Annotated in this window: 15 protein-coding genes; 13 read left to right on the top strand and 2 right to left on the bottom strand. The window is 40.6% G+C overall.

Annotation, left to right across the window (positions count from 1 at the left end; genetic code table 11):
• The first annotated feature begins 129 nt into the window (after positions 1–129).
• The 6 genes from RIL182_RS20195 (at position 130) to RIL182_RS20170 (ending at position 9,950) form a co-directional block, all read left to right on the top strand.
• Entirely contained in the window at positions 130–2,184 is a 2,055-nt protein-coding gene (locus RIL182_RS20195; RefSeq protein ID WP_006856633.1) for a DHH family phosphoesterase, read from the top strand.
• Between the two features lie 21 nt (positions 2,185–2,205).
• Positions 2,206–2,652 carry a 50S ribosomal protein L9 gene (gene rplI / locus RIL182_RS20190; protein WP_006856634.1) on the top strand — a complete coding sequence of 149 codons (447 nt, stop codon included), beginning with the start codon at positions 2,206–2,208 and terminating at the stop codon, positions 2,650–2,652.
• A 2-nt stretch (positions 2,653–2,654) separates the two neighbouring features.
• Positions 2,655–3,989: a replicative DNA helicase gene (gene dnaB / locus RIL182_RS20185; protein ID WP_015521800.1), complete on the top strand. Its 1,335-nt coding sequence runs from the start codon at positions 2,655–2,657 to the stop codon at positions 3,987–3,989.
• Complete coding sequence (locus RIL182_RS20180; RefSeq protein ID WP_006856455.1) at positions 3,970–7,446, top strand: glycoside hydrolase family 2 TIM barrel-domain containing protein; 3,477 nt, start codon at positions 3,970–3,972, stop codon at positions 7,444–7,446. Before dnaB ends, RIL182_RS20180 begins: the two co-directional genes overlap by 20 nt.
• Entirely contained in the window at positions 7,443–8,399 is a 957-nt protein-coding gene (locus RIL182_RS20175) for a hypothetical protein (RefSeq protein ID WP_006856456.1), read from the top strand. Before RIL182_RS20180 ends, RIL182_RS20175 begins: the two co-directional genes overlap by 4 nt.
• Before the next feature lie 93 nt (positions 8,400–8,492).
• Positions 8,493–9,950 (top strand): IS5-like element ISRin1 family transposase, encoded by a 1,458-nt coding sequence (locus RIL182_RS20170; protein WP_006856457.1) that lies wholly within the window; start codon positions 8,493–8,495, stop codon positions 9,948–9,950.
• A 209-nt stretch (positions 9,951–10,159) separates the two neighbouring features.
• Here RIL182_RS20170 and RIL182_RS20165 read toward each other — a convergent pair whose 3' ends face one another.
• A complete protein-coding gene (locus RIL182_RS20165; RefSeq protein WP_044998841.1) occupies positions 10,160–11,770 on the bottom strand; it encodes a mannitol dehydrogenase family protein in 1,611 nt (536 codons plus the stop codon).
• Positions 11,770–12,840, bottom strand: coding sequence for a mannonate dehydratase (gene uxuA / locus RIL182_RS20160; RefSeq protein ID WP_044998813.1), 1,071 nt, complete (start codon positions 12,838–12,840; stop codon positions 11,770–11,772). Before uxuA ends, RIL182_RS20165 begins: the two co-directional genes overlap by 1 nt.
• A gap of 283 nt (positions 12,841–13,123) precedes the next feature.
• On the opposite strand from uxuA, the gene RIL182_RS20155 reads away from it, so the two are divergent.
• From RIL182_RS20155 to RIL182_RS20125, 7 genes are all read left to right on the top strand, one after another.
• Entirely contained in the window at positions 13,124–14,212 is a 1,089-nt protein-coding gene (locus RIL182_RS20155) for an efflux RND transporter periplasmic adaptor subunit (RefSeq protein WP_006856478.1), read from the top strand.
• The gene (locus RIL182_RS20150) at positions 14,209–16,233 is read left to right on the top strand and encodes an efflux RND transporter periplasmic adaptor subunit (protein WP_006856477.1); all 2,025 of its coding nucleotides are present in this window, start codon (positions 14,209–14,211) and stop codon (positions 16,231–16,233) included. The genes RIL182_RS20155 and RIL182_RS20150 overlap by 4 nt, the downstream gene beginning before the upstream one ends.
• Complete coding sequence (locus RIL182_RS20145) at positions 16,221–19,034, top strand: ABC transporter permease (protein ID WP_006856476.1); 2,814 nt, start codon at positions 16,221–16,223, stop codon at positions 19,032–19,034. Before RIL182_RS20150 ends, RIL182_RS20145 begins: the two co-directional genes overlap by 13 nt.
• Entirely contained in the window at positions 19,034–19,714 is a 681-nt protein-coding gene (locus tag RIL182_RS20140; RefSeq protein WP_006856475.1) for an ABC transporter ATP-binding protein, read from the top strand. The genes RIL182_RS20145 and RIL182_RS20140 overlap by 1 nt, the downstream gene beginning before the upstream one ends.
• Entirely contained in the window at positions 19,699–20,586 is an 888-nt protein-coding gene (locus tag RIL182_RS20135) for an ABC transporter ATP-binding protein (protein ID WP_006856474.1), read from the top strand. Before RIL182_RS20140 ends, RIL182_RS20135 begins: the two co-directional genes overlap by 16 nt.
• A 180-nt stretch (positions 20,587–20,766) precedes the next feature.
• On the top strand, positions 20,767–22,239 hold the full coding sequence (locus RIL182_RS20130; protein ID WP_242655513.1) for a glycoside hydrolase family 43 protein: 1,473 nt from the start codon (positions 20,767–20,769) through the stop codon (positions 22,237–22,239).
• A 47-nt stretch (positions 22,240–22,286) separates the two neighbouring features.
• A complete protein-coding gene (locus tag RIL182_RS20125) occupies positions 22,287–24,632 on the top strand; it encodes an alpha/beta hydrolase-fold protein (protein ID WP_006856472.1) in 2,346 nt (781 codons plus the stop codon).
• Positions 24,633–24,638 lie beyond the last annotated feature (6 nt).

The raw sequence follows: 24,638 nt of genomic DNA, 5'->3' as shown, positions 1-24,638 counted from the left end.
AAAAAGTACTTTATCTTAAGGGGGCAAAATGCTATAATTGTTAGCAAAGACTATTCCAAGACGGATGGAAAAGTAAGCAGTGATGAGCACATTTCCTGCCGTAGGTTTCTTTTTATTTAGGAGAAGACTATGAAAAGTAATAAAGTAAAGCTCAGAGGGAGACTTCGTAAATCTCTCTACTGGCCGATGTTCATGACGATTCTTCTGGTATGTATGAATGTTGTCATCTATACGGAAGATATATTGTCAGGTATTATGTTTTCAATATTTACGGCAATCTATTTTGTTGTTTCCATGATCGTGTATGTCAGGAATAAGCCGGTGTTGGTTAATGAGCTGATCAACTTCGCAACGCAGTACGGAACAGTACAAAAGCAGCTCTTAAATGAGTTTGAAATACCGTATGCACTCGTCGATTATAATGCAAAGATATTATGGGTCAATGAGCAGTTTACAGAACTGACCGGTAAGGATAAAAAATATCACAAATCGATCACGACGATTTTTCCGGCACTGACAAAGGAACTTCTGCAGAAGAGTGATGGAGAGAAATCCATAAACCTCACGCTGAAAGAACAGGATTTTCGTGTTGCCTTAAAAAGAATCTACTTTGAAGAGTTAAACAGCGTGGACAGTCTTGTTACACTTGATGAGAGTAACGAATATCTGACGGCGGTATATCTCTTTGATGAGACAGAAAAGAATCAGTACATGAGAGAGAACCAGGAACAGAAAATGGTTGCTGGTCTTGTATATATCGATAACTATGATGAGGCACTTGACAGTATTGAAGATGTCAAAAGATCTCTTCTCGTTGCCCTGATCGACCGGAAAGTCAATAAATATTTTACGGAACTGGATGCGTTAGTCCGCAAGATTGAAAAAGATAAGTATTTTGTTGTATTGAAATATCAGTATCTTGCAAAACTCCGCGAAGACCGCTTCAGCCTGATCGAGGATGTAAAAACAGTTAAGGTCGGCAATGAGATGGCGGTGACACTCAGTATTGGTATCGGTGCAAATGGCGAAAGTTATACACAGAATTATGAGTATGCGCGTATGTCCATTGACCTTGCATTAGGACGTGGCGGTGACCAGGTCGTTGTGCGTGATGGCGAGGATATTACTTATTATGGTGGAAAGACGCAGCAGGTAGAGCGCAACACCAGAGTTAAGGCGAGGGTAAAAGCACATGCGCTCCGTGAGATCATCGAGAGCAGGGAGCATGTGATCATTATGGGACACAGCATCAGCGATGTGGATTCCCTCGGTGCAGCGATCGGTATTTACTGTGCGGCAAAGGTACTTGGCAAAAAGGCACAGATCGTGTTAAATGAGATTACTTCGTCCCTGCGCCCGTTGGTAGAGTGTTTTACCGAGGAAAAGGGATATCCGGCAGACCTTTTTATCAAAAATGAAGAGGCACTTATGCTTACCAATGAAAATACACTGGTGGTCGTTGTGGATGTAAACCGTCCGAGCTACACCGAATGTCCGGAACTGTTAAAGTGCACGCAGACCGTCTGTGTATTCGATCATCACAGACAGACAAATGAGGTGATCGAGAATCCGGTTCTTTCTTATGTGGAGCCGTATGCTTCAAGTGCATGTGAGATGATTGCCGAGGTGCTGCAGTATTTTTCCGAAAATATCCGTCTCGCTCCGTGTGAGGCAGACTGTATTTATGCGGGTATCCTGATCGATACCAACAACTTTATGACAAAAACCGGTGTACGAACCTTTGAGGCGGCAGCCTATTTAAGACGTGCGGGTGCGGAGGTGACGAGAGTGCGCAAGATGCTCCGCAACGATATGGCAGCTTACAAAGCGCGCGCGGAAGCAGTGCGTCATGCAGAAGTTTACCGGGGAGCATTTGCAATTTCCATCTGTCCGGCAGATGAGGTGGAGAGCCCGACCATCGTCTGTGCACAGGCAGCAAATGAGCTTTTAAATATTGTGGGGATCAAGGCATCCTTTGTTCTCACGGAATATCAGGGAAAAATTTATGTAAGTTCCCGTTCCATTGATGAGATCAATGTACAGCTTATTATGGAGCGGCTTGGCGGCGGCGGACACTTAAACGTTGCCGGAGCCCAGCTTACCAACTGCTCACTGCAGCAGGCAAAACATATCATTCAGGATACGATTGATGAGATGTTAAAAGAGGGCGATATATCAGAATAATCAGGAAAGAAGGTTTTATATATGAAAGTTATTTTATTAGAAGATGTAAAAGCATTAGGGAAAAAAGGAGAGATCGTGAATGTCAGCGACGGCTATGCGCGCAATGCGATTTTCCCGAAAAAATTAGGTGTGGAGGCAACACCAAAAAACCTCAATGATTTAAAACTGCAGAACCAGCACGCAGACAAAGTGGCACAGGAGCAGTATGAAGCTGCACTGGCACTTGCGGAAGAGTTAAAAGATAAAAAAGTTACCGTAAAAATGAAGGCCGGTGAGGGCGGACGTACATTCGGTTCCGTTTCCACCAAAGAGATCGCTGTTGCAGCCAAAGCACAGCTTGGCATGGAACTTGACAAAAAGAAAATGCAGCTGCCGGAGCCGATCCGTACCTTTGGTGTGACAGAAGTTGCAATTAAGCTTCATCCGAAGGTAGTAGGAAAATTTAACGTACATGTAGTAGAGGAATAGGAATGGAAGAAACACTGATCAACCGCACGATGCCGAACAGCCGCGAGGCAGAACAGTCGGTCATCGGCTCTATGATCATGGACAAGGACGCGATCCTCACTGCTATGGAAATGCTCATCAGTGAGGATTTTTATTATAAGCAGTACGGGATACTGTTTGATACCATGATCGAATTATACAGCAAAGGACTTCCAGTCGATCTGGTCACTTTGCAGAATAAATTAAAAGAAAAAGATGTGCCTGCAGAGATTGCAAGTTTAGAGTTTGTGAGGGATCTTTTAAATGCAGTTCCAACATCGGCAAATGTAAAATATTATGCCCAGATCGTAAAAGATAACTCCATGCGGCGTAAACTCATCAAATTAAATGAAGAGATCGAAAACGAGTGCTACATGGGAAAAGAGAGTGTTGAAACAGTCATGGATATCACCGAAAAAAAGGTGTTTGATCTGCTTTCCACACGCGGCGGAGGCGGTGATTACGTGCCGATCCGCCAGGTCGTTATGAATGCGCTCGAAAAGATCGAGAATGCGGCCAAGACATCCGGCACTGTTACGGGAATCCCGACCGGCTTCATTGATCTTGATTACCGCACAGCAGGCTTACAGCCGTCCGATCTGATTCTGATCGCGGCGCGTCCTTCTATGGGTAAAACGGCGTTTGTTCTTAACATTGCGCAGTATGTGGCATTTCATGAGCATATGTGCACGGCGATCTTTTCACTCGAGATGTCAAAGGAGCAGCTTGTAAACCGTCTGTTTTCCTTAGAGTCAAGGGTGGATGCACAGGCACTCCGAACCGGTAACCTCTCAGATTCTGACTGGGAGAAGCTGATCGAAGGTGCCGGAACGATCGGTAATTCGGAGCTTATCATCGATGATACGCCTGGTATTTCCATCGCGGAGATGCGGAGCAAATGCCGGAAATATAAGTTAGAGCATGATCTGAAGCTGATCATCATTGACTACTTACAGTTGATGTCCGGTTCCGGCAGGGGATCTGATTCCCGTCAGCAGGAGATCTCAGATATCTCCCGTTCCCTAAAAGCACTTGCAAGGGAGCTTTCCGTGCCGGTGATCGCATTGTCCCAGCTGTCACGAGCCGTAGAGCAGCGTCCGGATCACCGTCCGATGCTTTCTGACCTGCGTGAGTCCGGTGCGATTGAGCAGGATGCCGACGTTGTTATGTTTATCTATCGTGATGATTATTATAATCATGATTCTGAGATGAAAGGAATCTCAGAGATCATCATTGCCAAACAGAGAAATGGTCCGATCGGTACCGTCAACCTGGTATGGCTGCCGCAGTACACGAAGTTTGCGAATATGGAAAAATAATAAGAAAGAGGCTGTAAAAAAAGAAAGAGGTTTTCTTCCGGTTGAAATACCACATGACTGGCAGATTTATGACGCATCTTTTTTTTATGAAGATTGTTCCGGATGGTATCGAAAAAAAGTAATCTGTAAAAAAGAGAAGAATCTTCGGTATCTGCTGCGATTTGAGGGAATTTATATGGATTCTGAGCTTTATGTGAATAGCCGAAAGGTGTTGGAATGGAAGTATGGATATTCTACTTTTGAAGCAGATATAACAGATTTTTTGGAAAATGGTAATAATGAGATCATGGTTGGAGTGCATGTGAAGCATCCAAACAGCAGATGGTATGCAGGTGCAGGCATTTATCGAAATGTATGGCTTAAGACGGTTCATACGGAACATTTGGTTTCTGATGGAATATATGTTAGTACGGAAGAACAAAAGGATGGTTATCAGGTATTAGTTTATGTAGAGACATCCCAGGCAGCAGGGACAGAGGTGCAATGTAATTTGGAAGGAATAGAAAAAAAACTGCCGATTAGAAGAGATGGAGATAGAGCAGAATTTTCTTTTTTTCTTAAAAATCCTAAACTATGGGAACCGGAAACGCCAAATCTCTATATGATAACAGTTCGGCTATATAAAAAAGGGAAGCTGTTAGAAGAGGAGCATGTAAATTTTGGATGCAGAACAATTGAAACGGATCCACAACAGGGATTTCTTTTAAATCACAAGAAAAGAAAGTTAAAGGGAGTCTGTCTTCACCATAATCTCGGTGCGCTTGGCTCAGCAGTAAAAAAAGATGCAATAAAGCGTCAGCTTACGTTAATGAAGGAAATGGGGGCGGATGCAATCCGTACCGCACATAATATGCCGGCGGTGGAATTGATGGAACTGGCAGATGAAATGGGCTTTTTAATCGTTTCCGAGGCATTCGATTGTTGGGAAAGACCTAAAAATCCATATGATTATGCAAGATTTTTTACAGATTGGTGGAAAAGAGATATTGCAAGCTGGGTAAGAAGGGACAGAAATCATCCATCACTTATTTTCTGGAGTATTGGAAATGAAATATACGATATGCATGCGGATGAGCGTGGACAAACATTTACCAGACTTTTGATGGAAGAGGTATATCGTCATGATTTTAAAAGAAATGGAAGGGTTACCTTTGGTTCCAATTTTATGCCATGGGAGAAGGCACAGAAATGTGCCGATATTGTTAAAATTGCAGGCTATAATTATTCTGAAAAATATTATGAAGAACATCACAGAGAGCATCCGGACTGGGTTATATATGGTAGTGAGACAGCTTCGACCGTGCAGAGCAGAGGTGTATATCATTTTCCATTAAAGCAGTCTGTTCTTGCGGATGTGGATGAACAATGTTCGGCACTTGGAAACAGTACGACCAGCTGGGGGGCAAAAAGTGCGGAGGCTTGTATCATTGCAGAGCGGGAGCATCCATATTCTATGGGACAATTTTTGTGGAGTGGGATAGATTATATCGGAGAGCCGACACCGTATCATACAAAAAATTCTTATCTGGGTCAGGTAGATACAGCAGGTTTTCCAAAAGATTCTTATTATATTTATCAGGCAGAATGGGTAAGTTTTCAAAGGAAACCAGTACTTCATCTATTCCCGTATTGGGATTTTAATAAGGACCAGACAATTGATGTACGCATCTGCTCTAATGCGTCTGATGTGGAATTGTTTGTCAATGGCGTTTCAAAAGGACGAAAACAAATCGATCATTTACAGGGAAGAAAGCTTACGGCAGATTATCAGGTTCCTTATGAAGAAGGAGAAATTGCTGCAGTGGCTTACGATGAGACAGGAAAAGAAGTATTGCGTGAATGCAGACATTCTTTTGGAGATTCAGCTGAAATTATAGTCAGATGTGTAAAAGCAGATGGGACAGAGTATCAGTATTATAAAGTGAAACCTGTTGTAGAAGAAAATAGAAGAAACAAAAGCTTATATTTTGCAACAGCTAAATATATGGAAATATGGACAAATAGGAAAGAATTGCTTTTTTTGGAAATCGGTATGACAGATCAGGAAGGAAATCCGGTAGAAAATGCAAATAATCGTATTAAAGTAAAGGTGACAGGGGAAGGCAGATTGATTGGTCTGGATAATGGAGACAGTACAGATTATGATTCTTATAAGGGAAGCAGCCGGAAATTATTCAGTGGGAAGCTTCTGGCAATGATTGAGACTTCGGGGAGAGAAGGCATTGTACAGATAGAATTGTCAGAAATCAGTCAGAGCGAAGGAGTGTTACAGAAAGAAAATAATGCTGTTTCAGTTGAAGAAGAAAGAATGAGTAGGGAAGAGAATAGTCCCTGGGTTCGAAAGATTGAGTTGATCTGCGAGGAAGAAAAGAATTTCTCAGAAGAACACAGGCAGGCAATAGTCGGGGTAAAAGTTTTACCAAAAGAAGCTGCAAACCGTAAAATTATGTGCGAAATTACAACCAATGCAGGAATTCCGTCAGACTTGGCAGAAATGACCGAAATTCCGTCAAACGAACTATCAGAAAACGAAAGAAATGATGGAATTGTAAAGAAAATCTGTATTCGTGCCAGAGGAGATGGAGAATTCAGACTCCGGGCCTGTGCCTCAAATGGACAGCAACAGGTAAAGGTTATTTCATCTTATGATTTTGTGGCAGAAGGTCTTGGAAAAATGTACTTTGATCCATATAAACTGGTGGCTGGAGGACTGTATAATGATTCGGTTGGAGATGTTGGAAATGGGAATGAACATGGGGTCTCAACTGCAAGGGACGGAAAAACAATTGTGGGATTTCGGGGAATAGATTTTGGAAAAATTGGTTCAGATTCTATCACACTTCCGATTTTTGAATTAGGCGGCGTAGAAACTCCTATTGGGATCTGGGACGGAAAACCCGGAGAAAAGGAAAGCAGGCTTTTGATCACAGCTGTTTATCAAAAGGCTTCTATCTGGAATACTTATCAGGAGGAAACATATCTTTTGCCGGAGAGATTAAAAGGAATTCATGATCTGTATTTTGAACTGCATCAGAAAATACATTTGAAGGGATTCGTATTTCGAAAATATCCAAAAGCATTTGAATGCCTATATGCAAATGAGAGCGAAGCAATTTATGGAGATCAGATGAGAGTAACAGAGAAAGGTGTTATGGATATAGGAAACAACGTAACACTGGAGTTTTCAGATATGGATTTTGGAAGTGACGGAACAGATAAAATATGTATTTGTGGAAGAACTCAAAACGAGAAAAATACAATTCATATACGTTTCTTTGATGGAGAAAAAGAAAATCGTCAGATCATTGAGTTCCCACAGGAAGATGAATTTACTATGCAGGAATTTAAAATAGAATCGGTATTTGGCCTGCAACAGGTGTCTTTTATTTTTATGCCGGGAAGTCAGTTTGATTTTTATTCATTTCAATTTTTAAAGAAAGAAGGAGAAGAAGGATGAGTGTAAAATTTCATTTGCCGGGATTACGAAATAATTTTCCGCTAAATATGCTACTTGTTGATCTGATGGAAAAATCTCCGGAAATGTTCCGGGAGGGAATAAAAATTGCATCTATGTTTGGAGAATTTCCAACCTCCAGATGGAATGGAGGAAGATTTAATCAGGGAGATCAATGTAATGCAAAATATATTCGTGGCGTAATTGCTGCAATTAATGGCAAGGGAATTCCAATTCGCTATACATATACGAATCCCCTTTTGACAGAGGCAGATCTGTCAGATGAATACTGCAATTTCTGTATGCAGGCAGCAGATAATGGCATGAATGAGGTGATTGTAGTTTCTGATATTTTGGAAGAATATATCAGAAAAACATATCCGGGTTTTAAAATTATCAGTTCTACGTGTAAAGAAATTAAGAATATGAATGTTTTAAATGCAGAGCTTGCAAAGGATTATAAACTGGTAGTTCTGGATTACAATCTTAATAATCAATTTGAAAAACTGGAACAGATTAAGGATAAGGATCGCTGTGAGCTGCTGGTAAATTGTTGCTGTAGACCGGAGTGCCCACGTAGAGGTGAACATTATCGTTTTATGGCAAAACAGGAGCAGATTGCATTAAAAAACAGAAAAATGCCATTGGATAAACAGATACCGATTCCGAGATGGTATTGTGAATATGGAGAAAAGACATCCCTGTATACCCTGAAAAATTATAGAACCCATATTTCTCCGGAGGCAATCTGGGATGTGTATGTTCCGATGGGCTTTTCGAATTTTAAATTGGAAGGAAGAACAGCAAATATTTTCCTGTTAATTGATACCTATGCATATTATTTTGCAAAACCGGAATATCGGGACGAGGTACGTTTTCTTTTGACAACCAATTTAGAAGCAAATAAAGTAATTGTAGTAAATAGCGCCTGCTCATTAACTAAAAAACACAGATAAATAGTGGATTTTATATAGGGTTTGCGCTATAATAAATGCATATGTAAATTAGCATTCAGACAAAAAACTTTGCATTTTGGAGGCACAAAGCTCATGTATATTCCTGAAAAACGTAAAAATCGTCAAATTACACTGTTCGACTTCAACCAGTCATGTGGCATGGAGCTCGATCCTATTAATGAGTGGATCAAGCTGGCTCATGCCATTCCATGGAGCAAAATGGAAGCAAAATATGTGGCAATGTTCCCTTCCAAGACAGGTCGTCCGGCGACTCCGTTTAGAATGGCTCTTGGTGTATTGATCATTCAGAAGCGCAAGAAACTTTCTGACAGAGATGTCATAAAAGAGATTCAGGAAAACCCATATCTGCAGTACTTCCTTGGAATGGAGAAATTCAGTCATCAAGCACCAATAAAGCCTTCTGTCATTGTCAGTTTTCGCAAGCGTCTGACTGCTGACTACCTGATGGAAGTAAACGAGTACATCCTTGAAATCAGTGGCGTTACAAAAGAGCATGAACCCAAGAACGAAAGCAAAAATGCAAAGGCTGCCAATACACGCTCAGATGACATTGAAAATCTTGGGACAGCGATTCTTGATGCCACCTGCTCTCCATCCAACATAAGATATCCACAAGATTTTTCTCTTCTCAATGAAGCACGTGAGAAGCTTGAGGATATGATTGACTATTTTCACAAGAACTATCATCCATGGGATAAGCCCCGCACCTACCGCAGGATAGCCAGAAAAGAGTATCTTGCACTTGCAAAGTCCAAAAAGCGTACAGAAAAGAAAATACGTGCAACAATCAGGAAGCAGCTTGGCTATGTCAAGCGTGATTTAGAGTACCTGGAAGACTATATGGAAGCGGGCTATGCGCTGCCTTCAAAGCACATAGACTACTACCTTACCATCCAGAAGCTCTACGAACAGCAGAAATACATGTATGAGAATAAAACCCATAGTGTGGAGGATCGTATTGTCAGCATCAGCCAGCCCTATCTGCGTCCGATTGTCCGGGGAAAAGCCAAGTCACCAGTGGAATTTGGCGCAAAATATGATGTCAGCATAGATGAAAAAGGACATGCAAGACTGGAAAAGCTGTCCTTTGATGCATACAATGAGAATACCATTTTTGTAGATGCCATGAACCGTTATAAGGAGCGTACAGGGCATTATCCCAAACGTGTTCTGGTAGATCAGATCTATAGAACACGCGACAACCGTAATTTCTGCAAAGACCATAACATTACAATGTCTGGTCCGAAGCTTGGACGTCCTTCAAAGGATAAGAAAAGTACCAAAGAGGAATACCAGGATAACACTGACAGAATAGAAGTTGAAAGATTTTTCAGCACTGAAAAACGCTGCAATGGAGCAGGTCTTATCATGACAAAACTTGAGGAGACCACGCTGTCCTCTATTGCAATGTCAGTACTGGTAACGAATCTCTTTGCTGTAGATCTTACCGGTATTTTTTTGCTCTTTTTTTCAGACAACATATCAAGCGAAAAAACAGAGCATTATATCATTATAGATGATGTTGTTTAAGCTCATTGGAACATGCTTCAGTTAAAGTTGTCGTATGGAACCGAAAAAATAAGTTGCTTAATGAGCAGACACTAAATAAACCGGCAAAGGGTATGTGGCCATAAAAAGGGGACTGCCGCACGACTGAGAAAATATATATTCTCATGTCATGTGGCAGTCCCCTTCTTAAGGAAGGTTCTCAAATATTGCTGTTTATGTGAGGAAAATATCTATATATATTTTTTTAATGTATTAAGAACTGCACCGGGACTTTTGATCATTTCAGAGAAGAAAGTGCAGACAGTATCGGCAAGACCGACATGATAAAGGTTTACTCCCCATATAGTTGCATTGGAAAGCAGCGGAGCAAGCAGGGTTTCCACATCAATGATATCGCCGAGGTGAATATCGGAAAAGTATGGCTGAACCAGAGAAAGCATTGGATCCGGACTCAACGTGAATGGGTTTCCGTTGTCATCAATTCCCATCAGATATCGGAGCCATCCGGCAAATACCAGCGGAATAAGTGTAAGGTCATACGTGTGAAGCTCTTTGGATGCTTCATATGCTTTAATTGTCTCACCGAAACGGATTGCAAGTTTTTGTGAAGTATCCGTTGCAATGCGTTGCGGGGTATCCGGCATAAATGGATTTGGAAGTCTTACGTTTAGAACAGTATCAAGGAAGTCTTTTGGAGAAATGATTCCGGGGTTTACTACAACAGGAAGACCTTCTCGATAACCAATTCCTTCAATAAGCTTTCGCAATGTTTCATTATTTAGTTCTTCTGAAATCAGATGATAGTCCAGCAGACAGCCAAAGATGGCAAGGGCTGTATGAAGCGGATTTAAGCAGGTGCAGACTTTCATTTTCTCCACTTTGTCAACAGTCTCTCGATCGGTGAAAAGGAAACCGCCCTGTTCAAGTGGTGGCCTTTTGTTTGGGAAATGATCTTCAATGACCAGATATTCACATTCTTCTGCATTGACATAAGGGGCAATATAAGTATTTTTACCTGTAATTATTGCATGAGAATCTGTAATTCCATCGGTCTGCAGCATAGCTTCTATAGATGAATCCGGTCTTGGAGTAATTTTATCGATCATTGTCCATGGAAATGAAACAGAATCCGGATTTTTGATATATGTTACAAATCCGGAATCCACGAGACCGCGTTTAAGCCATTCGCTGGCATAAGTGAAAACAGCGTCAAAAAGCTTACTGCCGTTGTGAGAGCAGTTGTCCATACTGACAAGCGCAATCGGTTTTTTACCGGCAAGATAACGGGTATGGAGTAGGGAAACAACTTTTCCCATATAGCTGATTGTATGGTCGGGACCGGATATGATGTCTGCCATTACGTCTTTGCGATAAGAACCATTCGGCTGACAAAGCTGATAACCTTTCTCTGTAATGGTAAAGCTTGCAATTTGTAGGGAATCGCTTCGGAAAACTTCCTGCAGTCTGGAAAAAGCTGAAAGATTTTCTGAATCCAGAACAAGGGATTCTGCAACGCTTCCAATTACAGATTTTTCTACTGTTCCGTCTGTTTTCAATGTTACCAGAATACTGTGATTGTCATAGGGGTGATATATTTTATCGATGATTTCATAATCATATCCTTCAGCAACAATTAATCCACGATCTAATACACCCTTGTTTAAAAGCTGTTCGATAACATTTGCCTGAAAAGCACGAAAAATATTGCCGGCACCAAAATGAATCCAGAAGGGGGACTCCATGGTTTTTGTCACCATTTTTTTTCTGTTATATTTGGGAACACGATAGCCTGCATTTTCGAAGGAGTCGTATCCTTTTGTACTGATATCTGATAAAAGCATCATTTTTTATTTCCTTTCTCAATTGCTTCCCATAATCCATTCAGGTAAGTAGCCCCTAAGGCTCTGTCATAAAGGCCATATCCTGGCATTGCTATTTCACCCCATATCATTCTACCGTGATCAGGACGGATAGGACCATCGAAACCGATGTCATAAAGGGCTTTCATGATTTCATACATATCAAAGGAACCATCTGAAGAAAGATGGGCAGATTCTTCGAAATCAGTTGGACTATTGAATTTAAGATTGCGAACATGTGCAAAGTGAATTCGTCCTTGTAGAGAACGGATCATATCAGGCAGGTCATTTTCCAGATTTGTTCCATAGGAACCGGAGCAAAATGTAATGCCGTTGTGAGGATCATCCACCATTTTCATCATACGAAAAAGGTTCTGTTTATTTGTGATTATTCGTGGGAGTCCAAAAACACTCCAAGCAGGATCATCCGGATGGATTGCCATTTTAATGTCATATTGATTGCAGACAGGCATAATTCTCTCCAGAAAATATTTCAGATTTGCGAAAAGTGCTTCTTCGTCGATGTCTTGATACATAGCAAAAAGTTCTTTGATTTTGCTCATGCGTTCCGGCTCCCAACCAGGCATGACGCATCCATTGGAATCGCCGGAAATAGACGCGAACATATCTTCCGGATTCAAGTCATCAACAGCAGCCTGATTATAGGCAAGGACTGTAGACCCGTCCGGGCGTTTGCGTGCCAATTCAGTTCTTGTCCAGTCAAAGACTGGCATGAAATTATAGCATACAAGATGAATGTCTTCTTTTCCTAGATTTTCCAGTGTCTGTATATAATTGTCGATATAAATATCACGCTCCGGGGCACCGGTTTTAATTGCATCATGCACATTAACGCTTTCAATTCCGGAAATGTGCAGTCCTTTTGCCTCTACTTCCTTCTTCAGCGCATGAATCTCTTCTGGAAGCCAGATATCTCCCGGGGAGGTGCCATAGAGGGTCGTGATAACGCCGGTTACACCGGGAATTTGTCGTATTTGCTCCAGAGTTACGGTATCATAGTCTGACCCGTACCATCTTAATGTCATTTCCATTAGTTGTTCCTCTTTTCTATACATTTTCTGATGTCCTGCTTTTATCATGACATGATATAAAGAAAATATCTTCTTATATATTGTCTTTTCCTTTTCAGATATTGCGGTAATAAGTAAAAAAAACGTCGTGTTGGGTAAATGGAATAGAGAAAAAGTCACAAAAAGATGTTTAAAAATGTATGGTTTTTAGCAATAAATGAGAAGGAGAAAGCAATATCTCAATAGGAATGAAAAAGAAAGTTTTATAGAATAACCATATACAAATATATAGGGAGGGCAGAACATGCTTTGGGGGAAAAGAAGACTTTGTCTGTCAGGGTGTATATTAATTTTCTTTGGCAGTGCTGCCGGTTGCGGTAATGTACAGAAAGATACGGATCATATTGTAATTTTAGAACAGGAACAGGAAGAAAATGAATATCAACTGGTGGCAGTAACAGAAGGGGATGTACAGGTGGTACAGAAGATAAACTGCATTTATCAACAGTCTGATGAAGAAGAATTAAGCTTTGAGATTAATGGGAAAAAAATTGAGAAGGTATATGTAGAAGAAGGAGATGAAGTAAAAAAAGGAGAAGTTCTGGCAGAAGTGTCATTGGGAGAAATAGACCTTGAATTATCGGAAATACAGTATCAGTTTGATCGCAATACCATCCTGCTTCGCCAGACACAGGAGGACATGAAGCTGGCGGTTGACAGAATTGTAACGACAGGTACAAGCATGATTGAGGAAGAAAAACGTGCATATGCGAAAAATCTGGCAACTGTACAACAGACTTATGAATATCAGATAGAGGATTATCAGGATAAAGTTACCGTATTAAGTACAAAATTATCAGAATTGCAGGAACAAAAGAAACAACAGTATCTATATGCAGAAATGAACGGAACGGTTTCTTATGTAAAGGATAATTTAGAAGGTACTTCTTCTGTTGCAGGGGAACACATTATTACTGTTATGGATGACAGTGAGTGTACCTTTTGTTCAGAGCAGACAGAGTATGCAGATTTCTTTACAAAAGATCAGACGGTGGAAATGAAAATCAGTGGTATTTCTGGGAGTTATTCTGTTATTCCCTATCAAATGGATAATTGGAATGAAAAAATGCAATTTACGTTCTGTGATGAATCGGATAAACAGAATTTTGATGTAGGAACATCAGGAGAAATAAGCCTTATATTAGAAGAACATAAAAATGTACTGACATTGCCGGTTGATGCAGTTCATAATGCGGATGGGAAAAATTATGTCTATGTTTTGGGGGAAAACAATATTTGGGAAACAAAGTGGATTACAGTGGGACTTGAAGGTAAAGACAACGTTGAGATTACAGACGGATTATCAGAGGGGGATATGGTGATATTGAAATGAATAAGAAGAGAACAGGCATAATTTCGGTATTAATATCAGGAATATTGCTCGTTATGACAGGGTGTGGAAGTAGGCAGCAGGTGGAAGCGTCTGACTCGATTGAATTGCTGGAACCGGTAAGCGCGGCTGCGAATACAGAAGCCGCCGCGTATCGTAATATTTATGAGTATAAAGTATTGGCAGGAACGGTTTATCCATATATCAGAGAGTATTCTTTTACACAGGATGTGGTACTGACAAAATATGAAAAGGCACCCGGCGATAGGATTTCGAAGGGAGATCTGCTGATATCAGCAGATATTTCTTCGATAGAACAGCAGATAAAAGAAACAGAGGAGAAGATAGAACAGATAAATGATGACTATAATACGGCAGTAGAAGAAATGGAGAAAAACATTCAAGAAGAGAAAAATCAGAAGGAGAATGAGGAAGAAGAAACGGAACAGGATAAGTTAAATGAGCGGGGATGGGAGTTGGAGAAGAATCACAGATACGAGCTGTACACACTTGATATTTCTTACTATACAGACAGATTAGAAGCTCTCAAAAAGAAGAAAACAGCATATTGTCTGACTTCCGGAATGAATGGAGTGATAGTTTCAGCAGGAAGTTATATGCCGGGAACTTATATTGCAGCAGATACACCATTAATAGCGGTAGCAGATGAAAGCCAGAAAATTCTCAAATGTGAGTATGTCAGTAAATCGGATGTGGCAAAATGCGAAGATTTATATGCAGTCATTGATGGAAAACGTTATGAAGTGACGTATCAGCCATATGATCAGAGTGTGTATGAAAAAATAACGACAGAAGGAAATGTTGCTTATTCTTCCTTTGTGATAGAAGATCCCAATAATGAAGTCGAACAAGGAGATTTTGCAGTCTTAGCGGAAATATACAGCAGGGTAGAGCAGGTATTGTCAATTCCGAAGTCCGCGGTACATAAGGATGCAAAAGGAGCTTATGTGTATTGCGTCGTGAATGGGGAAAGCAAATATACGCAGGTGAAGACCGGTAAGGATGATGGTACTTATATAGAAATTATAGATGGATTGAAAGAGGGAGATTTAGTGCTTCTTTCAGAAAATAATCTGCCGGGAGATAATACGGCAGAAGTAAAACGTGGAGATTTTTCCAGTGAGTTTGAGGGAAGTGCATTCATTGCTTATCCGATATCCGATTCTGTAATAAATCCGGTGTCTTATGGAACAATGTATTTTACGGAGTACCAGGTAGAGCTATTTCAGACAGTAAAAGCAGGAGATGTGATTGCAAAAGTTCATGTTGAAAATGATGAGGCAGAACTGCTGGAAAAACAACTTCAACTTCAAAGACAGACAGAACGAATGGCGGATGCAGTGGAAGCGGGCGAAAGTGAAAATCTGCTTGCAGGCCGACAGAAAACAATCGATAAGTTAAAAAATACAATTATGGAAATGCAACAGGATGCAGACACAGTAACAATTACAGCCCAAACTGATGGAATTATTTTCTGGCTTGCGGATTTAAAAGCAGAGGATGAAATAGAACAGGGAGCAGCAATTGCAATGATTGCAGAGAGTAGCAACTGCTTTCTGACAGTACAGAATGAAAATCAGCAATTAAATTATGGAAATACAGTGCAAGTTGAGTATAACGACTTAAATCAGGTGAAATGTCAGACAGAAGGAAAAGTTGTAACTTCCGGAGCAGCAGGACTGACAGCCGGTTTAAAAAGCGAGGCAGCATATATTAAGCTTCCACAGGAAGTTCTGGATGTGATAGTGGAAAATACATTACAAGGAAATACAGACTATTATAGAAATTCACAGTTCGAAGTCAGAACAGAAATCAGAAAAATGTCAAATGTACTTTTAATCCCCAAACAGGCAGTAAAAGAGAAAAATGGAAACACATATGTCTATATCAAAAACAGTGATGGAACGGTAACAGCACAAAGCTTTATTGCGGGGGGAAGCAATCAGACGGAGTATTGGGTGCTGGAAGGATTGGAAGAGGGAATGACGATATGTTTGGAGTAATGCTGCAAAAATTATGGCATAAGAAATGGATGGCATTTAGTCTGCTGGTTGGAATTACACTTCTGGTCGCAACCGCAGTCAGTTTTCCGATGTACCGAAGCGCGGCATATAATCGAATGCTTCAGGATGAGTTTAATGCTTTTTTTTCTGAAAATGGGGAATGGCCAGGAAAAAATTGTATGGTGATCATTTCAAAGAAGGACAATGGCGGAAAATCAATTTCTAAGATGGAAGAATTTACAGCAGGAATTTTTGAAGAACTTGGTGTAAAGGAAAAAGAATCTATCCGCTATTATAGTCTGGCAAGTGCCGATGCCGATTCGCTGATGAATCGGGATGATGTATCGAAGCTGGAAATAAGACTTGGTTGTTTATCTGGATTAGAAGAGCATGCAGAAATTATAGCTGGAACAATGTATTCAGAAAGTGGTCTCACAGAAGATGGAGACATAGAAGTTTTGATCAGTGAGGCGGCTATGGTGAATCTGAATCTTCTGGTAGGAGAGACAATTGAATATCAATCATTACGAGATCCAGAGGGTAAGGTGATAAGGCTGAAAATTGCAGGAGTATATAAGGAGATGGATAGTAATGATCCGTATTGGCAAGTTTCACCGGAGAACATGGGAAATGAATGTCTTATGAAAGAAGAACTGTTCCGGGAATACTTTACCGGTGAGAATGCTTCCGGATATACGATTACCTGTAGTTATTATTCCTTATTCGACTATACCCAGATAGATGCCTCCGAAGTAGAGCATTTGGTAAAAGAAACAAAATATCTGCTTGATGAGAGTGCGTTTCGAGGCACTATGAAGGAGCCGGCGTATTTATCTATTCTTGAAACTTTTCAGGCAAAGCAAAAAAGAATCAGTGCAACATTGTTCATTTTACAGATACCTGTGCTGGTTCTTCTTGGAGCCTTTTTACTTATGATTTCAGGACAAATGTACGAAATGGAACGAAATGAGATTTCTGTATTAAAAAGTCGTGGCGCCTCTGGTGGTCAGATTATGCGCCTGTACCTGTACCAAAGCATTGCACTTACAGGGGCAGGCTGTTTATTTGGACTGCCACTTGGCAGGGCATTCTGTCAGATGCTTGGGGCGGCCGATGACTTCCTTCGATTCAAAGCGTCAAGAAAACTGGAAATACATTACAATGCTGAGGTATGGTTTTATGCACTGGTTTCTTTTGTAACTTGTATTTTGATTATTACTATCCCTGCAGTGAAACATAGCAGAGTGACGATTGTAAATCTAAAACAGCAAAGAGCAATCAAGAAGCAATCCTGGTGGGAAACATGTTTTCTGGATCTCATTTTTCTGGCAATTTCTTTTTATGGATATTATAACTATAAAAATCATACGGCAGAACTTACCGAACGTGTTTTAAGGGGAGAACCATTGGACCCGCTGTTATATATCAGCTCTTCATTGTTTATTCTTGGAGCAGGGCTCTTTGTACTTCGTATAGTACCGCTACTGGTAAAGGGAATTTTTATGATTGGGAAGAAAAGGTGGAAACCTGCCAGTTATGTTTCTTTTATGGAAATCATGAAGAATGGAAGAAAGCAGCAGTTTATTATGTTGTTTCTGATATTGACTTTGTCAATGGGGATGTTTCATGCAACAGTCGCACGTACCATTTCACAGAATGCAAGAGAGAACCGGAATTATCTGGATGGTGCAGATTTAGTGTTGGAAGAGGTCTGGGATACAAATGCATCTTTTGCATCTGTGACGGGGGAACAGACAGAGCTTCAGTATTATGAGCCGGACTACGGAAGATATGCGTCTATGACAGAAGCAGAGTCTTATACGAAAGTTATATATGATGAAAAGGCTTTTGTAAAAACAGAAGATAACATCTGGCAGAGTATAGCATTAATGGGAATTCATACAAAAGAGTTCGGAGAAAATACAGAGCTCTCGGATACACTGCTGGCAGAGCCATATCACCAGCTTTTAAATAAACTTGCAGTTGAACCGGAAGGAATTTTGGTATCGGATAGTTTTCGGACAGAGCTTGGAATGAAAGAGGGAGATACACTGTACTTTAAAAATGGTGACGAAAAGGAAGCCAAGGGGAAAATTGTAGGCTTTGTTTCGTACTGGCCGGGTTTTCAGACAAAGACAATCGAATTGAATGAAGCAGGGGAGCTAAGGGAAAAAGATAATTACCTGATAGTAGCCGATTACGCTGCTTTGCGGCAGTATTTCGGAGTAACACCATACCAGGTATGGATTACAGTGAAAGAGGGAGAAAGCACAGATTTCTTTTATCAGTGGATGGAAGAAAATGAGGTGTCCGTAAAATCATATACGGATAGGGACAGAGATCTTGCCAATGTATCTATCGATCCACTTTTACAGGGAACGAACGGAGTACTTACCATGAGTTTTATTGTAACAATGATATTGTGTGCAGCAGGATATCTTATTTACTGGATTATGTCGATTCGATCGAGGGAGTTGATGTTCGGCATACTGAGAGCATGTGGAATGCATAAAGAAGAAATTTTCCATATGCTGATTGTTGAGCAGATTTTTTCGGGAGCAGTTTCCGTATTTGCCGGGTTTGGAATCGGAAAAATTGCATCTGTAATGTTTACGTCCATATTTCAGGCTGCCTATGCGGGAGCAGATCAAGTGCTTCCGGTAAAAATGGTGACGAATTCAGGTGATCTGGCACAGCTATATGGAGTGACAGCAACGGTAATGATTATATGCTTAGGTGTACTTACAATTCTGGTATTAAAAATGAATATTGCAAAGGCACTGAAATTAGGAGAGGAATAATGGAAAGGATAATTGAAACTGAACATGTAAACCGGGTTTTTGCAGTGAGTAGCGGGGAGTTTTGTGCATTGAAGGATATTAATGTTTCTATTCCGGAAGGAGCGTTTGCTATATTAAAGGGACGATCCGGTTCCGGAAAAACTACCTTGATGAATATTATAGGTGCATTGGATTATCCTACTTCCGGAAAAGTAAGAATTGCCGGAAATGATATTACGGAAATGTCCGAAACGGACAGGGAAAACATGAGAAGAAATATGTTTGGCTTCGTTTTTCAGGCAGTATCGCTGATTCCTACCATGAATGCATTTGAAAATGTGGAATTTTCTCTTCGCATGGCAGGAATCAGCGAGAATCGGAAAGAACGGGTGGAAGAGTGCTTGAGACGTGTAGGATTGGCAGGCAGAATGAGGCATATGCCGGCTGAAATGTCTGGTGGGGAACAGCAGAGAGTAGCAATCGCAAGAGCCATCGCGCATCATCCAAGAATTCTTTTTGCAGATGAACCTACTGCTGAATTAGACAGTGTAATGGCAGCAGAGATTGTGCAGATGTTTCAGGAGATTACGAAGAAGGAACGGGTGACAATTTTGATGACAACCCATGATACAGGTCTCATGGATGCAGGTGATATGTTAATCGAACTTCAGAATGGAGAACAGATATGTCAGAAGCAATGATACAAGCAGACGGGCTGGTAAAAATTTACAAGACAAAGCAGACGGAAGTGCTTGCCCTCCAGGGATTGGATCTTACAGTGGAAGCGGGAGAACTGACCGCATTGATTGGAAATAGTGGGAGCGGAAAGTCTACGTTTTTGAATATGATTGGTGGTCTGGACAGACCAAGTGCGGGAAGCCTTACTGTATGTGGGAAAAACCTTTTTAAAATGAGTGAAAAGGAACTGGTGGAGTATAAAAGGGATACAGTTGGATTCGTCTGGCAGAATAATGGACGAAATCTTCTACCCTACCTGTCGGCACTGGAAAATGTTATGCTTCCGATGCATTTGTCGGATAAAAGAAAGAAAAAAGAGAAGGCACTGGAATTGTTGGAACGTGTTGGAATGGAAACAAAAAAGAACAGTAAAATGAGCACCATGTCGGGAGGAGAGCAGCAAAGGGTTGCAATTGCAATTGCATTGGCGAATTCCCCCGGACTTTTACTGGCAGATGAACCCACCGGAAGCGTCGATACAAGAACGGCAGATGTGATTTTTGATATTTTTACAGAATTAAACAAAGCCGGACAGACTATTTTGATTGTTACACATGATGTGGCATTATCAAAAAAAGTAAAAAGGGTAGTAGCAATCCGGGATGGAAAGATAAGCAGTGAGAGAATTCTGAAGGAAAAATATGCGGACCGGTTAAAGGAAATTACCGTAGATTGGAGAAACGAGGATACTCAGGAGGAGTATGTCATCATAGATAAAGCGGGACGTGTTCAGATTCCCAGAGAAATTCTCGATAAGATGAATCTTAGGGATAATAAGGTAAAACTGGAATACCAGGATGATAAAGTCATCATTGGTGCACCGGAGGAAATATAAAATATGAAAAAGCAAATGGGGTTAAGCCGGAGTTTGTGGAAAAAAATTATACTTGCACAATTGTCAATCAGCTTGGCATTTGGCATATATGGCTGTGATAGTGAAAAAATGACAGTGGAAAAAAAACAAAAGGTGGAAAACGAGTCTACAGAAATTCAACAAGAATCAGAAGGAGAGAAAATGAGAATGACAACAACAGAGATGGAAAAAATATTTGAGAGCGTACTTCCGGAAAAGGCTTATAAGGAAATCGGGAATCATAATCCTGTTATGACACAGCGTTTTGGCGCAGATCCATATGCAATGGTTTATGATGGGCGAGTGTATCTTTATATGACATGTGATGAACCAATGCTGGATGAAAATGGAGAAATATTGGAAAATGACTATTCCAATATATATAAGATTAATGTGATCTCATCTGCAGATCTGGTAAATTGGACAGATCATGGAAGTGTTTATGCAGCTTCGAAAAATGGGGCAGCAACTTGGGGAAATAATTCCTGGGCACCGGCAGCAGCCTGTAAAGAAATTGATGGAAAAATGAGATTTTTCCTGTATTTTGCAAACAGTGGAAATGGAATTGCAGTATTAACAAGTGACAGTCCGACAGGTCCATTTACGGATCCATTAGGAGAGGCGCTGATTTCACGGGCAACGCCGACCTGTGCTGAGGTCACATGGTTGTTCGATCCTGCGGTATTAATGGATGATGATGGATCTGCTTATATCTATTTTGGCGGAGGAATTCCAAGTGAAGATAAAGCTGCTAATCCGGGAACGGCGCGTGTCGCAAAGCTTTCTGATAATATGATAAGTCTCGACGGAGATCCGGTTATAATCGAAAATGTTTCTTATTTGTTTGAAGATTCCGGTATTAATAAGATCAATGGCATTTATTACTATTCTTATTGTTCAAACTTTAATGTGCCGAATGAGAAGGAAGATGAGATTGGATTCAGCAGTGGAGAAATCATTACGATGTCCAGTGATAATCCAATGGGACCATTTACGTTATGCGGACCGATTTTAAAGAACCCACAGTACTATTTTGGAAGAGGCGGAAATAATCACCACTGTATGTTTGAGTTTGAAGGACAGTGGTATATGGCATACCATACAAGAATTTTAGAAGAAGCGATGGGAATAAACAAAGGCTATCGCAGTACCAATATTGATAAAGTAACATTTGATGAGGAAGGAAATATTGAAATGATACAGGGAACATTAACAGGGGTAGAACAGTTTGGAGCATTAAATCCATATCAGAAAGTAGAGGCTGTGACCATGGGAGTTATGGGTGGAATTGAAACAACACAATATGGTGAGAAAAGCATAGAATGCGGTTCTGGAGATATGATAGTTACTGGAATTCATACCGGAAGCTGGATTGGTGTTTATGGAGTAGATTTCGGAACAAGACATGTGGAAGAATTTAGTGTTGCTGCAAGAGGCAAGGGAACAGGATACATAAAAATCTGTATGGATTCACTGGATGGAGAGGTATTGGGATATGCAGAGATTGATCCGGATGATGCGATGGAATTCACAGAAATCACAACACAGATTGATAGAAAAATTGCAGGAAAGCATGATATTTATTTTATTTTCAGTGGAAAAGGATTTGAATTGGAGTCATGGTATTTTAATTAAAAAACAGGAGATAAAAAAAACAGAGAAAGGGTAAGGGGGAAAACTGTATGTATGAGTCAGAAAATCAGGCACTCAGCACTCATCCGGATTTTTTTGATCCGATTCATAAATCAGCAGAAGTTGTTATGATAGCAGGAGATGAAAACTATGCAAGAGTTGTATATCGGGATGAGAGGCAGAGTGTTACAGTAGGAAAAGATGGGGAAGTAGAATTTTATCTGTATGCTCCAAATGCAAAAAAAGTTGAAATTGGATGTCTTGGCGGATTTGCCGGAACCGGCCGTTATGAATTAGAGCCAGATGGGCAGGGAGGTTTTGTCGGAAAGAAGAAGTTTCACTTTGGATTTCATGATTATCACTGGTATGTAGATGGAGTGAGGATTTGGAATCCCAAAGCAGGTGTTTCTTATGGCTGCTTTTCTGCAATGAATACATTTGAGGTAGCAGAAAAGGGGGTGGATTTCTATTATCTAAAAGATGTTTTGCATGGAACAGTCAGCATATGCAAGTATACGTCCAGTATCAACAGGCATTTGAAGGAGTGTTATGTGTATACACCGGCTGGTTATGAAGAAAAAGTAAAATCAGGTGTGAAATATCCGGTATTATATCTGTTTCATGGAGTTGGAGAAAATGAAACAGACTGGGTATGGCAGGGCAAGATGAATTTTATTATGGATAATTTGATTGCAGAGGGAAAATGCAGGGAGATGTTAGTGGTAATGACCTGTGGCTATGCATTCAAACCGGGAGAAGATCCGGTATTTTATCCTGGGGATTTTGACGGAGAACTGGTAAATGATGTAATCCCATATATAGATGCACATTTTTCTACAAAAAAAGGGCGTAGCAACCGGGCAGTGGCAGGTCTTTCTCTTGGATCAGCGCAGGCGGCCCTTGCTATGGCAAAACACCCACAGTTATTTTCGGCATTTGGAGTTTTTTCGGGAGTTTCCTTAGAACCGTTAAATACGATATTGAATGAAAAAAAATATAAGGCAGAACTGGCATTCTTAGGATGTGGAAGTGAAGAAAAAGAAATTCTGACTGGACAGAAGTATTATGATACATGTTTCGAGAATATAGGAATTAATTGTATCTGCAGAGATTATGAAGGGTATCATGAGTGGCATGTCTGGAAAAAATGCCTCGCAGATTTTGTGCCGGAGTTGTTTCGATGGGAAGAGAAGACAGATGATGCTGTATCTGAGTATGAGAACCTTTCATGTGGAATGCTTCCAGTGGGAGAAGAACAGCTATTAAAACAGACTTTAGAGGAACAGATACTGTTTTTTGATCCGGTATATAAGCAGGTGATCTTCGCAACTGATAAGGATGGAAAACCGGCTGGACGATATGTGGATATTCGTCCCGGATTTTTACATACCGGTGAACAAAGTGTAGAAATATCTTTGTATGCGCCGGGAGCAGAAACGGTGGAAGTGGATGTATTTGATTGTGGAAAAATTAGTCTTAAAAAGGATGCAAAGCAGGAAGGCTATTGGGTTGGAGAAGTGAAAGAGGTAGAACCGGGGTTCCATTATGTGGCGTTTGAAGTAAATGGAACAAGGGTCATCAATGAGCAGGCTCCCATCGGCTATGGATGCTTTCAGACGATCAATTATCTGGAAGTGCCGGAACGGGAATTTCATTTCCATGAATTAAAGAATGTACCACATGGGCAGATTCATATGAATTATTACAAATCCACCCAGACGAAAAGAGAAAAACTCTGTTATGTCTATACACCGGCAGATTATAATCCGGCCGGTGGGAAAAGGTACCCGGTGCTTTATCTGCAGCATGGCGGCGGCGAAAATGAAATTGGATGGCTGCATCAGGGAAAAATCGCAAATATTGCAGATGGGTTGATTGCAGAAGGAAAAATGCAGGAGATGATCATCGTAATGAATACAGGTTATGCATTTCGATCAGATGGAACAAGCCACCCGGCAGTAGGGTCGTTTGAAGAGGAACTGGTAGAGGATTGCATTCCATATATTGATTCCCGGTATAGGACAATTTCTGACAAAGAACATAGGGCAATAGCCGGTCTTTCCATGGGAGGAATGCAATCTCAGAAAATTGCGCTTCATCATCTGGATTTATTTTCCTGGCTCGGTATTTTCAGCGGTGGATTCGTAATCGCAGATGATGAGGAAGATTACAGATATCTGTTGTATCGGGAAGAAGTTTTCAGGGAGAAAATGAAATTATTATTTGTATCATGTGGAAAACAGGATGCATTTTATGAAAAAACAATTGCAAATACAGAGGAAGTAAATGCGCATGGAGTTCCGGTGACCTCATATTTTATAGAGGGAAGGCATGATTGGAATTTCTGGCGGCGCAGTGCGGTTGCCTTTTTACAAATGGTATTTAAAGAAAAGTAGAAAGAA

Origin of the sequence: Roseburia intestinalis L1-82 (assembly GCF_900537995.1) — a bacterium.
GTDB lineage: Bacteria > Bacillota > Clostridia > Lachnospirales > Lachnospiraceae > Roseburia > Roseburia intestinalis.
The sequence above is the reverse complement of the archived record's forward strand: the minus strand, read 5'-3'. Positions and strand labels throughout refer to the sequence as shown.